Origin of the sequence: Sphingomonas sp. SRS2 (assembly GCF_000971055.1) — a bacterium.
GTDB lineage: Bacteria > Pseudomonadota > Alphaproteobacteria > Sphingomonadales > Sphingomonadaceae > Rhizorhabdus.
Window position 1 is genome coordinate 1 of the sequence record NZ_LARW01000097.1, and the last position, 12,505, is coordinate 12,505.

At 63.9% G+C, this 12,505-nt stretch carries 14 protein-coding genes; 6 read left to right on the forward strand and 8 right to left on the reverse strand.

Annotation, left to right across the window (positions count from 1 at the left end):
• A partial coding sequence (locus WP12_RS24185) for a transposase (RefSeq protein ID WP_152663831.1) occupies positions 1-161 on the reverse strand: 161 nt, incomplete at its 3' end.
• Positions 162-222: 61 nt separating this feature from the next.
• Entirely contained in the window at positions 223-1,014 is a 792-nt protein-coding gene (locus WP12_RS13865; protein ID WP_046194279.1) for a nucleotidyltransferase family protein, read from the reverse strand.
• A gap of 66 nt (positions 1,015-1,080) precedes the next feature.
• Between WP12_RS13865 and WP12_RS13870 the strand changes: the two genes are divergently transcribed.
• Both WP12_RS13870 and WP12_RS13875 read left to right on the forward strand, forming a co-directional pair.
• Positions 1,081-2,166, forward strand: a complete 1,086-nt coding sequence (locus tag WP12_RS13870; protein ID WP_046194280.1) for a CDP-alcohol phosphatidyltransferase family protein — start codon at positions 1,081-1,083, stop codon at positions 2,164-2,166.
• Position 2,167: 1 nt separating this feature from the next.
• Complete coding sequence (locus tag WP12_RS13875; RefSeq protein ID WP_046194281.1) at positions 2,168-2,602, forward strand: hydrolase; 435 nt, start codon at positions 2,168-2,170, stop codon at positions 2,600-2,602.
• A gap of 8 nt (positions 2,603-2,610) precedes the next feature.
• On the opposite strand, the gene WP12_RS13880 is transcribed toward WP12_RS13875, so the two are convergent.
• Positions 2,611-3,369 (reverse strand): phosphocholine cytidylyltransferase family protein, encoded by a 759-nt coding sequence (locus tag WP12_RS13880; protein ID WP_046194282.1) that lies wholly within the window; start codon positions 3,367-3,369, stop codon positions 2,611-2,613.
• 55 nt (positions 3,370-3,424) lie between these two features.
• Positions 3,425-5,284, reverse strand: a complete 1,860-nt coding sequence (locus WP12_RS13885) for a M1 family metallopeptidase (RefSeq protein ID WP_046194283.1) — start codon at positions 5,282-5,284, stop codon at positions 3,425-3,427.
• Between the two features lie 163 nt (positions 5,285-5,447).
• On the opposite strand from WP12_RS13885, the gene WP12_RS13890 reads away from it, so the two are divergent.
• Entirely contained in the window at positions 5,448-6,026 is a 579-nt protein-coding gene (locus tag WP12_RS13890) for an arylesterase (RefSeq protein WP_046194284.1), read from the forward strand.
• A 61-nt stretch (positions 6,027-6,087) separates the two neighbouring features.
• On the opposite strand, the gene sdhA is transcribed toward WP12_RS13890, so the two are convergent.
• Genes sdhA through sdhC form a run of 3 tightly spaced genes read right to left on the reverse strand, consistent with a single transcriptional unit; the run spans position 6,088 to position 8,671 of the window.
• On the reverse strand, positions 6,088-7,875 hold the full coding sequence (sdhA, locus tag WP12_RS13895; RefSeq protein ID WP_046194285.1) for a succinate dehydrogenase flavoprotein subunit: 1,788 nt from the start codon (positions 7,873-7,875) through the stop codon (positions 6,088-6,090).
• The gene (sdhD, locus tag WP12_RS13900; protein ID WP_046194286.1) at positions 7,875-8,264 is read right to left on the reverse strand and encodes a succinate dehydrogenase, hydrophobic membrane anchor protein; all 390 of its coding nucleotides are present in this window, start codon (positions 8,262-8,264) and stop codon (positions 7,875-7,877) included. Before sdhD ends, sdhA begins: the two co-directional genes overlap by 1 nt.
• Positions 8,264-8,671 (reverse strand): succinate dehydrogenase, cytochrome b556 subunit, encoded by a 408-nt coding sequence (gene sdhC / locus WP12_RS13905; RefSeq protein WP_046194287.1) that lies wholly within the window; start codon positions 8,669-8,671, stop codon positions 8,264-8,266. Before sdhC ends, sdhD begins: the two co-directional genes overlap by 1 nt.
• Positions 8,672-8,846: 175 nt before the next feature.
• Between sdhC and WP12_RS13910 the strand changes: the two genes are divergently transcribed.
• From WP12_RS13910 to WP12_RS13920, 3 genes are all read left to right on the forward strand, one after another.
• A complete protein-coding gene (locus tag WP12_RS13910; protein WP_046194288.1) occupies positions 8,847-10,208 on the forward strand; it encodes a methyl-accepting chemotaxis protein in 1,362 nt (453 codons plus the stop codon).
• A 180-nt stretch (positions 10,209-10,388) separates the two neighbouring features.
• Positions 10,389-11,099: an SDR family NAD(P)-dependent oxidoreductase gene (locus tag WP12_RS13915; protein WP_046194289.1), complete on the forward strand. Its 711-nt coding sequence runs from the start codon at positions 10,389-10,391 to the stop codon at positions 11,097-11,099.
• The gene (locus tag WP12_RS13920) at positions 11,089-12,066 is read left to right on the forward strand and encodes a 50S ribosomal protein L11 methyltransferase (RefSeq protein ID WP_046194290.1); all 978 of its coding nucleotides are present in this window, start codon (positions 11,089-11,091) and stop codon (positions 12,064-12,066) included. Before WP12_RS13915 ends, WP12_RS13920 begins: the two co-directional genes overlap by 11 nt.
• Positions 12,067-12,075: 9 nt before the next feature.
• Here WP12_RS13920 and WP12_RS13925 read toward each other — a convergent pair whose 3' ends face one another.
• Positions 12,076-12,489, reverse strand: coding sequence for an EVE domain-containing protein (locus WP12_RS13925; protein ID WP_046194291.1), 414 nt, complete (start codon positions 12,487-12,489; stop codon positions 12,076-12,078).
• Between the last annotated feature and the right edge of the window lie 16 nt (positions 12,490-12,505).

The window sequence follows — 12,505 nt, forward strand, 5'->3', positions numbered from 1 at the left end:
GTCGGCAGATCACGCCATGGACTGCCCGTCCGGACAATCCATAGCACTGCCTCCAAAAATAGACGGTTGTTCCTCCCGCTTCGTCCCGGGTCGGTCGGCTTACCCAGACAATGCGGTTCCATCTTTGCCCACTGGGCGTCGGTCAGTACGAAGCGTTCCATCCAAAGTGTGAATCACATCTCCCCAAAAATGTGAATCCTAAATCCCCACAACCCCTAGACTCTATCGCTGCCGCTTGCGCAGGATATCCTCCGCCATCGCATGGTCGGACGGCTTGTCGACATCGATACAGGCTTCGGCGAAGGGCAACACCACGGCACGCGCCGTGATCCCCAGCCGCCCGCCCGCTCGGGCGATCGCCTGATTGAGGGTCAGCAATCGCGTCCCGATCATCAGGGCGAGACCAAGGCCAAAGGCCCCCAACACCGCACGCGCCTTCTTGCGCTGCTGCTCGATCCGCCGCCACACCGCCAGCGCCTCCAGCGCAGCCGGGCTGCCGAGCCAGAAGAGATTGGCGCCCGAATATGCGCCTCCGCGAAAAGGGAGCCAGGTGCGACGGTTTCCAGGATAGGCGAGCTCGAGCGTCCGGCGCTCGACCAGCGCCACCGCCACGTCGGCGCCGGCAGATCGCGCGGCGAACTGATGGAGTATCGCGTCGTCGAGCAGGACGTTGTCGGCGGTCGTCAACAGGAAGGGATAGGCGTTCGGCATGGCGCGAAGCGTCCGGCTGATCGCCTCGACGATCGAATCGCCGCAGTCGCGCGCGGTCACCCGAGCTTCGTCGCGCAGCCAGCGGGTGCCGGGATGATCAAGCAGGGCATCGGCATCCTGCGCGAGGATAATGATCCGATCGACATCGCCGCGCGCGATCAGGGTCGCGCCGACCCACGCCAGCATCGGTTGGCCGGCCACCTCGATCAACGCCTTGCGGGGCTGACCGAAATATTCGGACAAGGGGTCTGTGCCGGGTCGCTGGCCGGCAAGGACGATCGCAGTGAAGCCACCATTATGCATCTTTCGAGCCTTGCCAGTCCGGCGGACGATGGGCAAGGAAGCTGCCAAGCAAGAATTAAGGACAGCATGACAGTCTCCTCGCTTACCGTTCGTCCGGTCGGAACGAACCCTACCCTGTTGTGGGGCATGACCAGCAGCGAACGGCTGCGCCGTATCGCCCGCGCGCAGAAACTGCCCTTCGACCGCGCTGGCCAGGGGCCGGCGCTGGTGGTGGCCGCGAGCCATGTGTTCGAGCCGGCGTGGCTGAAGTTCATGGCGTCGCGCCCGGGCGAGGTGTTGACCTTGAACGGCGAACCGGTGATCGCGCACGTCACCGAATCGCAGGAGAAAGCCTCGTTCGACGGCCTGACCGAGGTCCGCGCCGAGGACCACCGTGTCTTCTACAACGCCTCGCTGCGCAAGCGCGAGGAACCGGTGATAGAGAAGCTCGAACCGGGCAGCGTCCGCTCGATCGAACGCAAGACCTATTATGGCGCCTATAAGGGCGTGACCGACATCCTGACCAAATATCTCTGGCCTGAATGGGCGCTGGTGCTGACGCGGATCGCCGCGCGTCTCCACATGACCCCCAATATGGTGACGGCGATCGGCGCCATATTGTGCGTGCTCGCAACCTGGCTGTTCTGGGAAGGCCGCTATTGGGAGGGCATGGCCGCCGGACTCGGCTTCATGGTGCTCGATACGGTGGACGGCAAGCTCGCGCGGTGCACGATTACCTCGAGCTATTGGGGCAATATCTTCGACCATGGGCTCGATCTGGTCCATCCGCCCTTCTGGTGGTGGGCGTGGGGAGTAGGCCTCGTCCATTGGGGTCAGGAGCTTCCCCATGCCGTGTTCGCTATCGTGATGATCGCGATCGTCGGCGGCTATGTCGTCCAGCGTCTGATCGAAGGCGTGTTCATGCGGCGATTCGGCAATATGCACATCCATGTCTGGCAAAAGGTCGACAGCGATTTCCGGCTGATCACCGCCCGGCGCAATCCGAACATGGTCATCCTGTTCGTCGCGACCGCTCTGCAGCGGCCCGACTTCGGCATCATTGGGGTTGCGGTCTGGACAGTGCTATCCTGCGTCTTCCACGCGGTACGCCTTTACCAGGCGACCAAGCGGCGCCGGCGCGGCATAAAAATCCGGTCCTGGCTGGAGGTGTAGGATGGCCAACGCGACGATCGAGAAGTTCGGTTATCCCGCAACGCTGATCCGCGATTATCATCATTGGGTCGTGCTGCTGCGCCCTGCCCAGCCTACGCTGGGATCACTGGTCCTCGCCGCCAAGTCCGATGCCACCGCCTTCGGCGCGCTGCCGCCCGAGGCGCACGCCGAACTGGCCATCATCATTGCCGAGATCGAAGCGGCGCTCACGCGCGCCGTTACCTATCAGAAGATCAATTATCTGATGCTGATGATGGTCGATCCGTACGTCCATTTCCACGTCATCCCGCGCTATGAAGGCGACCGGGAATATGGTGGCGTATCCGTCACCGACGCCGGCTGGGCGGGGCAGCCCGCGCTGGGGCAGGCGGTTGCGCTTGATGCCGATCAGATCAAGGCGTTGGCTGTCTGGCTCAAGGGTATCTGGCCCTCCTAGAGTTTGTTTCACTTACGTGGAAGCGGTACCGGCCCGCTCCCCCACCCTTCGGTGAGCGCCCTTGCGATCGGCAGGTCCTCGGGAAAATCGACCTCAGCCCAGTCCAGCCCCTGGATCGACACCGTGCTCACCACCCCCGACGGGGCCAGCGCATGGATGGCCTTCAGATACCAGTTTAGCACGCCTTCGGGCGTCCGCATCATCGCCTCGACCTGATTGCGGAAAATCGACGGGCCGTCGCCTTTGAAGGCAAGCATGCCGATCGACTCCGCATTGGTCTCATGCGGTTCGAGCCGCTTGCCGATCTGGAGCAGCCGATCGCCGTCGCGCTGCACCTTCATGTCGTCGAGGTCGTAGCTGTCTTTGATGTCGATCGTGACCGTGATCGGCGATGTCGCACCCGCGATCAGCCGGCCGACGATCTCTGGCGAGACCAGCGTATCGCCGTTGAGAATGATGAAATCCTGATCCATTTCCTCCCGCACGATCCAGCAGGAACCGAGATTATCCGCGACCTTGTAGAAGGGATTGAACACGGTACGGATCGTCAGGCCCGGATGCCGGATCTCCGCCAGCGCGGCGTTGAGCTTTGCGTCACGGAAGCCGGTGACGACCGCGATCTCGGCGATGCCGTTGGCGACCAGCGACTCGATCTGCCAGGCGATCAGGCTCTTACCCGCGAAATCGATCAGGCATTTAGGCTGGTCGGCGGTCAACGGCAGCAGTCGCGACCCCTGCCCCGCCGAGAGGATTATGGCTTTCTTCATGGGGCGGGCCCCTAGGCCGGAATTGCGGCAGGAAGATGAAAGCCAGCCGGGCGTGTCAGTGGTTTCCGCTGAGGATCTTGTCGACCGACGCGACCGTGACAGGGTGGTAATGCGGCCGCGCGCCAGCATAGATGCGATTGGCGATCGGCCTGCCCCACTCGCCCTGCTCGTGAAGCGCCCGATAGACCGGACGGATCAGCAGCATCCGCCCGATGCGCGGCAGGAACTCCTCCGCCGAGGCCACGGCAGGCTGATAGCGGTTGCCCAGCGCCAGCACGAGCCAGGCCGAACGGACATAGGCGTTCGGCGACCCGGAGAGCCGCATGGCGCCGTCGATCTCGTCAAGCCGCGCGGCCGGCAGTTTGCGCGGCAGGCCGTTGAGGAAGCGCTGCCATTCCTGCGTCCCCCAGCTCGAAAAGGGCAACGACGCGATCGCCGCTCCCGCCTTCACCTGCTCGATCGAACGATCGACCTGGGCCAGCGTATTCGAACGGACATGGACCGCATTGTCCGGCAACCCGGGCTGATACGCCCAGCGGTCGAGTTGAAGCTTCGCCTCCAGCCCGGCGTCGCCTCTGATCAACTGCGCGCGGATGTCGGTCAGGAAATTGGCGGTGGTCTGCGGCTGAAAGGCATGCCGGTCGAAATAAGAGCGCAGATAGGCGTCCCATCGCGCGCGGCCGACCGCCTGCTCGATCGTGCGCAGGAAGATCGCGCCCTTATTATAAGCGAGTTCGCCGTAAAGTTCCTCAGGCTCGCCGTGGAGCCGGGTGGCGCTCGGCTTGGCTTCCTTCAGGTCGCGTTGCAGATCGTCCCATGACAGGTCTGCCAGCACCGCGGCGCGCTCCTTGCCATAGACGATCTCGTCGATCCGGTTTTCGAAATAGGTGGTGAAACCCTCGTTGAGCCAACTGTCGGACCATGTCGCGTTGGTAACGAGATTGCCCGACCAGCTATGCGCCAGTTCGTGCGCGACGAGATCGGTGTTCGCCTTGTCGCCAGTGAACATCGTCGGCGTGAGGAAGGTCAGCGTCGGATTCTCCATCCCGCCATAAGGAAAGGAGGGTGGCAGCACGAGCATATCGTAGCGCCCCCAGCGATAGGGGCCATATAATCCCTCGGCAGCGCGAATCATTGCCTCGGTATCGTCGAGTTCGCGCGCCGCCATGTCCAGCGCCACCGGCTCGGCATAGACACCGGTGCGCTTGCCCAGCGGTTTGAAGCCTATGTCGCCGATCGCGAGCGCAATCAGATAAGGCGGTACCGGATGATCCATGCGGAAGCGGAAGCGCTTCATCCCCCGTCCGGCCGCCTCCCCTCTGGGCGTCAGCCGCGCGCCGCTCATTACCGCGACCAGGTCGGCGGGCACGGTGATGCGCGCCGACCAGCTCTGGCGGAGGCCGGGGCTGTCCTGGGTCGGTATCCAGCTTCGGTTCTCGATCGACTGGCCCTGGCTGAACAGGAACGGCTTCTTCTTGCCCGCGGTAAGCTCGGGCGGCAGCCAGCCGAGCGCGCTCGCCTCGGGCTTCGACCGATAGGTGATGACGATCCTGCGCGCCGCGCCGATCCGCACCGTCAGCGGCGCTCCCTTATAAGCGTCGGCCGCGCCGACGCTCCAGGTCAGCGGCCTGCCCTTCGGGTCGGCGATTCGCTCAATCACCAGACTCTTATCGTCGAGGACAATCTCCGATGCGCCGGGCCGCGCGACGATGTCGAGCGTTGCCGTCCCGCGCATTTCCTTCGTGGTGAAATCCGCGATGAGGTCGAGATCGATATGCGTCACCCGAGCCACTTCGGGCCGGGCATAGGACAGCGCATCGCGCGCGTCGGGGGTTGTAAGGATCGGCGAAGGCCTGGGCGCGGCCGCAAGCGGGGCGGCGGCCAGCAGGAGCATGGCGGGGATCAAAAAGCGCATGGCCTACTTTGGCGAGGCTGGCATCCGACTGCAAGCACGGCACGCGCGCTGACCATATTGGAAATCCGGCATTCGCTTCCCATATCGGGAGTTCTCAAGGAGATATCATGTTCGCACGCACTGCGCGGAGCCTGACGGCTTCGTTCAAGACGGGGATGTCTGTATGACCGCCCCGTTCATCCTCGCCTTCGGCGATAGCCTGACCGCAGGCTATGGTCTGGCGGCCTACCAAAGTTTCGCGGCACAGCTCGAACGGCAGCTTCAGTCGAGCCATGCCGGTGCTAAGGTCATCAACGCCGGCGTGTCTGGCGATACGACCACCGCCGCGCTGAAGCGCCTTTCGCGCGAACTGAGCCGTCTCAAGGCCCGGCCCGATCTGGCGATCGTCGAACTCGGCGCCAATGATCTGCTGCGCGGCATCCCGCTGACGCAGACGCGCGCCAATCTGGACATAATCATTACGGATCTGACGCGGATCGGCATTCCGGTCTTGCTGGCGAAGATGGAAGCGCCTGCATCGTTCGGCGCGTTCGGCCAGGCTTGCGCCACGCTCTACGACGATCTTGCGGCAAAGCATGATATTCCCGTCGCGCCCTTCTTCCCTAAGGATGTGCTCGCCAATCCGCGCTTTTGCTTGCGCGACGGAATTCATCCCAATGCCCTGGGCATCGCTGCGATAGCCGAGGCGTTCGTCCCGGCGGTGCGATCTGCCCTGAAAGCGCCGAGCGCACGCGCGGCCTGAGCCCAGATACAAAAAAGGGGGGCCGCAGCCCCCCCTTTTTCGTATTTGGTGAAAGCCCCGCTCAGTAAACGCGTGGTTTCGGCTTCACATATTCGGCTTCGTCGGTGAGCGTATATTCGTGCACCGGGCGGTAATCGATCGTCACCGCGCCCTTATCGAACCAGGTGATCGTGTGCTTCATCCAGTTCGCATCGTCGCGATCGGGATAGCTTTCATGCATATGCGCCCCACGGCTTTCCTTGCGGTTGGCCGCTGAGTGCATCGTCACCACCGCCTGCGGCAGCATGTTGTCGAGCTCGAGTGTCTCGACGAGGTCGGTGTTCCAGATCAGCGAACGGTCGGTGACGCCGACGTCCTGCAGATTGGCATAGACATTGTCGATCAGACCGAGGCCCTCGCGCAGCAGCTCGTTATCGCGGAACACCGCGCAGTGCTTCTGCATCGTATGCTGCATGTTGAGGCGGATTTCCGCCGTGGGCGTGCCGCCCTTCGCGCTGCGATAATGGTCGAGCCGTCCGAGAGCCTTCTCGTCGGCTTCGGTGACGACCGCGCCATGCTTGCTGTTCGGCTTGATCAGCTCGGCGAGGCGGAAGCCCGTCGCGCGGCCGAACACGACCAGATCGATCAGCGAGTTGGAGCCGAGGCGGTTCGCGCCATGCACCGAAACGCAGGCGGCTTCGCCGACCGCGAACAGGCCCGGCACCACCGTGTCCGGGTTGCCGTCCTTCAGGGTGACGACCTCGCCATGATAGTTACAGGGGATGCCGCCCATATTATAATGGACCGTCGGCGTTACCGGCAGCGGCTGGCGGGTCAGATCGACGTTGGCGAAAATCTTGCCGGTCTCGGTGATGCCCGGCAGGCGCTCCGCCAGCACCTTCGGATCGATATGATCGAGGTGAAGGTAGATATAATCGCCATTCTTGCCGACGCCACGGCCCTCGCGCATCTCCATCGCCATCGAACGCGACACGACGTCGCGGCTGGCGAGGTCCTTCGCGGAAGGCGCATAGCGCTCCATGAAGCGCTCGCCTTCGGAGTTGGTCAGATAGCCGCCCTCGCCTCGCGCACCCTCGGTGATGAGCACGCCCGCGCCATAGATGCCGGTCGGATGGAACTGAACGAACTCCATGTCCTGGAGCGGAAGGCCCGCGCGCAGCACCATGCCGCCGCCGTCACCGGTGCAGGTATGCGCCGATGTCGCGGAGAAATAGGTGCGGCCCGAACCGCCCGTCGCGAGAACCACGGCATGGCTGCGAAAGCGATGGATCGAACCATCCTCCATGCACAGCGCGATCACGCCCTTGCACTCGCCGCCTTCCATGATCAGGTCGAGCGCGAAATATTCGATGTAGAAGTCCGCGTCGTACTTCAGGCTCTGCTGATAAAGCGCGTGGAGCATGGCGTGGCCGGTACGGTCGGCCGCGGCGCAGGTGCGCTGCACCGGCGGGCCCGCGCCCATATTCTGCATATGGCCACCGAATGGGCGCTGGTAGATCTTGCCCTCGTTGGTGCGGCTGAACGGCACGCCAGCGTGCTCCAGCTCGATCACCGCGGCGGGCGCCTCGCGCACCATATATTCGATCGCGTCCTGGTCGCCCAGCCAGTCGGACCCCTTGACGGTGTCGTACATATGCCAGGTCCAGTGATCCGGCCCCATATTGCCGAGCGAGGCGGCAATGCCACCCTGCGCCGCGACGGTATGGCTGCGGGTCGGGAACACCTTCGTGATGCACGCGGTCTTGAGACCGGCGCCGGCAGCGCCCATGGTCGCGCGCAGGCCCGATCCGCCCGCACCGACGACCACCGCATCATAGAGGTGGTCGATGATCTTGTAAGCCTCGGCCATCAGGCGGGCACTCCCCCGAATGCGATCTTGAGGATCGAGAAGATCGCCAGCGCGGCGCCCGCGATCGAATAGAAGTTCAGCAACAGCACGAAGAACACCTTGCCGGCCTCCTCATGCACATAATCCTCCATCACCACCTGCAGGCCGAGCCGCAGATGATAGAAGACCGAAATCGTAAACAGGATCAGCGGAACAGCCACCATCGGCGTGCCGATCCATTGGATGATTGCGCCATGCTCGAATGACGGCAGGCGGAACAGCGATACCACGAACCAAAGCCCGAGCAGCAGGTTGCTGACCGCCGTCACCCGCTGACGCCACCAGTGCATCGAACCATGTTTGGCCGAGCCGAGACCGCGGACGCGGCCGATTCCCGTTCCCGAACCCATTATTCAGCTCCCTGCGCGAGCCGGGCCAGAATGGGCCCCCAGATCAGCAGCGTGACCAGGATCGCACCCACCATGGTCGCCACGGCAGCCATCTTGTTGGTCTTCAGCTCATAGCCCGCGCCGATATCGAGCACGAAGTGCCGCAGCGCCGAGAACATATGCTGGAAGAAGGCCCACGTAAGCCCGACCGCGACGAGATAGCCAAACCATGACGTCGCGACGGCCAGGAAGGTCGCATAGGCCTCCGGTCCGCTCGCGACGGCCACCAGCCACCAGATGAAGCCAAGTCCCCCAACCACGGCCATGCCCGATCCGGTTACCCGGTGCAGGATCGAGACCACCATATGTGGTCCCCATTTCCAGATTGTGAGGTGTGGCGATAGCGGACGCCCTGGATTGCGCGACATGATGCCCTCCCTCTGTCGACGGCGACGTTCTTAGCCGAAGCGCCACGCCATGCAAGGCGCTTGGCGTCGTTTCGGTCGCTTTATTCCGCCGAATTCCAAATAGCCTAAAGGCCCTGTTTACCATTGCCGCCTAAAACTGCCCTCGTTCGCAGAATCATAGGGAACGCAGCGAGTCATGATGAACGGTCAAGAGGTGAGCGCAGTCGGGCTGTCCGATCAGGAGATCACCCGCAAGTTGGGGATCTATGATCATCGGGGCGACCTCAATGAGCGACTCAAGGCCATCTGGGCGCGGCTCGGCGACGAGCTGCTCGATTCCCTGCGGGTTCACTATAGCGGCATTTTCGAATCCGACCCGACGAGTCGCGCAGCTTATAATGCCGTCACCGGCGGCGATGATATCGGCCAGCGCGTCAACCGCATGTGGAAAACCATCCTCAGCGAAGGGCTCTCGATCGCCAACCTGCGTGTCTATTCCGACAACACCTTCAATTTCGTGCTGAATGGCGGCGACCATAGTTCGGTCGCCTGCAGGACGTCCGGGGCGATCGCCCACATCAGCGGCGAGATCATCCGGCGCTTTCCCCAGGATTCCGAGTTCGTAGCGCGCAGCTGCGAGGCCCTGTTTACCCTCAACGGCCTCTATTTCGACCTCACCTTCACTCAGGTCGGCGCGCAAAATCGCGCGAGTCAGCATCAGGGGCTCGCCAGCCAGAGCCGCACCTTCCGGTCCGATATTTCCGAGACGCTAACCCGCGCCCTCGACGACAGCCGCGGGCTGCGCGAGCGCACGGGCCACACCTCGCACGCTGCGCGCGGCATGCTGGGCAAGACTTCCGAAGTCGCCGCAGCGGCCGAGCAATCGGCCCTGGCGATGCGCGAAGCCGCGCATACCGCCGCCGGATTGATCCGCGCGATCGAGGAAAGCCGCGCCGAAGTCGAGGTGGCCGCCCAGATCGCCACCCGCGCCGCTGATCGCTCGGTCCATGCGGTCGCCATCTCCGAAGTGCTGTCCGATCATGCGCAGGCGATCGAATCGATCCTGGGCCTGATCCGCGACATCGCCGGCCAGACCAATCTGCTCGCGCTCAACGCCACGATCGAGGCAGCCCGCGCGGGTGACGCCGGCCGCGGCTTCGCAGTGGTTGCGCAGGAGGTGAAGAGCCTTGCGAGTCAGACCGCTCGCGCCACCGACGATATCGCCGCCAAGATTGCAGCGATTCAGGCGGCCACCCGTCAGACCGTCGAAGCCAATGGCGCGATTCGCGACATCGTCGGCGAGGTCCAGACCTCTGCCGAGCGCATTCGTATGACAATGGAAACACAGGCGCAGACCGTGACCATGATCACGGCGGCAGTCGACGAGACTGCGCTGGCCGCCGACTCGATGTCGACGACCATCTCGGCGATCCGCGCCGACACCGAGAATGTCGCGGGCGAGATCGACCATCTGGAAGCCGGCTTCCGCCGGGTCGATGGCGAACTCTCCAATCTCGAAACGATCACCGGCGACTTCGTCAGCAAGATCGCGGCGTAGTTTGATTTAGCCCTCAGACGCCGGCGCCCACGATCATCCACCCTGCTTGGCTTCCTCGCATAAGCGCGGCCGGTCGTTCGGCCTCGCAGGCCGGTGGCTCGGCCCGTTAGCGCCTCTTGCTGACCGGCGGCTCGTCCGCTTCCCGTTGCCCCCGGCGCGATCACCTCCTATCCCGCCCCGATGACCATCAATATCTTCGCTACCGGCACCAGCCGGGGCATCGGCAAGGCGATCGTCGAACGCTTCGCGGGGGAGGATGTCCGGATCATCGGCCATCGCTCCGCCGAAGCTGACGAAACGACACTCGCCGCCGACCTGACCGATCCCACCGCGCCGCGCCGCATCTGGGAACAGGCGCTCGAACGGCTCGACGGGCGGATCGACATACTGGTCAACAATGCCGGCATCTTCGAGGCAGCATCGATCGACGCCCCCGACGCGGCGTGGACCGAGGCATGGAACCGGACGATGCAGATCAACCTCACTGCATCGGCCGAACTGTGCAGGCTTGCAGTGCTGCATTTCCGGCGCCATGGCGGCGGCCGTGTCATCAATATCGCCAGCCGTGCCGCCCATCGCGGCGACAGCCCGGCGCACTGGCATTATGCGGCATCGAAAGCGGGCATGGTGGCGATGACCAAGACTATCGCGCGCGGCTATGCGGCGGAGAATATCCTCGCCTTCGCGATCTGCCCCGGCTTCACGATGACGGGCATGGCCGAGGACTATCTGGCCAGCCGCGGCGGGGACAAGTTGCTCGCCGACATTCCGCTGGGCCGGGTCGCCGATCCGATCGAGGTCGCCGAAGCCGTGAAATTCCTCGCGCTCGACGCGCCAGCTTCGATGACCGGCGCGGTGATCGACATCAACGGAGCCAGCTATGTCCGCTAAGTCCAGGAAAGAACCCAAGGGCGATGGCGTGACAGGCTTCCCCTTCGCGCCCGAACGCTCGGGAAGCTGGAAGATCACCCTGCCCTGCACCAAGGCCGAGGCCGAGTTGCTGGCGGGCGACGTGCCGGAGATCGCACTGCTCGATCCGCCCCCCACGCTGATGACCAGCGAGCCCGACGCCGACAAGCCCGACGATTGGCAGCTCGACGCTTATGTCGAGCAGAAGCCCGACAAGGCCCTGCTTGCCCTGATCGCCGCGCTGGTGCCAAGCGCGAAAGGCGCAAAGCCGACCGTCACCCACATCCCCGAGGAAGACTGGGTGACGCTGTCGCAGTCGGGTCTCGAACCGATCCGCGCCGGGCGCTTCTTCGTCCACACACCCTATAATGCCGACCAGGCGCCCGAGGGGATGACAGGCTTCGTGATCGACGCGGGCCGCGCCTTCGGGACCGGCCATCACGAGACGACCACCGGCTGCCTGATGATGCTCGACAAGCTTCGCCGTAGCGGCCTGCGCTTCGACGATATCGCCGATATCGGCACCGGCACCGGCCTGCTCGCCTTTGCCGCACGCTCGTTGTGGCCCGCGGCCAAGGTCATCGCGTCGGACATCGATCCGGTCTCAATCGAAGTGACCGCCGAAAATGCCGGGCCCAATGCCGTGCGCCTGGGGTCAGGTCGTGGACAGGTCGAACTGGTCGTCGCGGCGGGCCTTGCCCATCGACGCCTCAAAACCCGTCTTCCTTACGACCTGCTGATCGCCAATATCCTTGCCGGACCGCTGATCGAGCTCGCCCCGGTGTTCGGCAATGCCGTATTACCGGGCGGATCGCTGATCCTCGCCGGCCTGCTCGATAGCCAGGCCGATGCGGTGGCGCAGGCCTATCGGCGGCAGGGCATGTATCTGGCCGAAAGCATCGTCCGCGGCGACTGGCCGACGCTGCGAATGGTCAAGCGTCGAACCTGATGATCGGCCTTAGCCGCCCGCCATCTTCAGGATCACCTTCCATTGGTCGGCAGCGACCGGGGAAACTGACAGGCGGCTCTGGCGCAACATCGCCATGTCGGCGAGCGCAGGTTCGGCCTTCATGTCGGCAAGTGTGACCGGGCGGGTGAGCGCGCGGACCGGCGCGAGCTCGACGGCGACGAAACGCCCTGCGGGGTCGGTCTTGTCCGGGAAGGCGGTACGCACGACCTTGGCGATACCGACAACCGCCAGCCCTTCCTGTGAATGATAGAAGAAGACCTCGTCACCCTCCCGCATCGCCTTCAGGTGCAAGGCCGCAGCGTTGTTGCGGACGCCATCCCAGATGGTTTTGCCGTCACGCTCCAGATCGCCGTAGGAATAGGTGTTGGGCTCTGACTTCACTAGCCAATGGGAGGTCGTCATGAAATCGGTCCCCTGC

Excerpts from the sequence above, each read along its gene's own strand:
- sdhD (WP_046194286.1), bottom strand. The coding sequence starts at position 8,264 with ATGGGTTCGGGAACGGGAATCGGCCGCGTCCGCGGTCTCGGCTCGGCC.
- WP12_RS13880 (WP_046194282.1), bottom strand. The coding sequence starts at position 3,369 with ATGAAGAAAGCCATAATCCTCTCGGCGGGGCAGGGGTCGCGACTGCTG.
- WP12_RS13875 (WP_046194281.1), top strand. The coding sequence starts at position 2,168 with ATGGCCAACGCGACGATCGAGAAGTTCGGTTATCCCGCAACGCTGATC.
- WP12_RS13915 (WP_046194289.1), top strand. The coding sequence starts at position 10,389 with ATGACCATCAATATCTTCGCTACCGGCACCAGCCGGGGCATCGGCAAG.
- WP12_RS13870 (WP_046194280.1), top strand. The coding sequence starts at position 1,081 with ATGACAGTCTCCTCGCTTACCGTTCGTCCGGTCGGAACGAACCCTACC.
- sdhA (WP_046194285.1), bottom strand. The coding sequence starts at position 7,875 with ATGGCCGAGGCTTACAAGATCATCGACCACCTCTATGATGCGGTGGTC.
- WP12_RS13920 (WP_046194290.1), top strand. The coding sequence starts at position 11,089 with ATGTCCGCTAAGTCCAGGAAAGAACCCAAGGGCGATGGCGTGACAGGC.
- WP12_RS13890 (WP_046194284.1), top strand. The coding sequence starts at position 5,448 with ATGACCGCCCCGTTCATCCTCGCCTTCGGCGATAGCCTGACCGCAGGC.
- WP12_RS13925 (WP_046194291.1), bottom strand. The coding sequence starts at position 12,489 with ATGACGACCTCCCATTGGCTAGTGAAGTCAGAGCCCAACACCTATTCC.
- sdhC (WP_046194287.1), bottom strand. The coding sequence starts at position 8,671 with ATGTCGCGCAATCCAGGGCGTCCGCTATCGCCACACCTCACAATCTGG.
- WP12_RS13910 (WP_046194288.1), top strand. The coding sequence starts at position 8,847 with ATGATGAACGGTCAAGAGGTGAGCGCAGTCGGGCTGTCCGATCAGGAG.
- WP12_RS13865 (WP_046194279.1), bottom strand. The coding sequence starts at position 1,014 with ATGCATAATGGTGGCTTCACTGCGATCGTCCTTGCCGGCCAGCGACCC.
- WP12_RS13885 (WP_046194283.1), bottom strand. The coding sequence starts at position 5,284 with ATGCGCTTTTTGATCCCCGCCATGCTCCTGCTGGCCGCCGCCCCGCTT.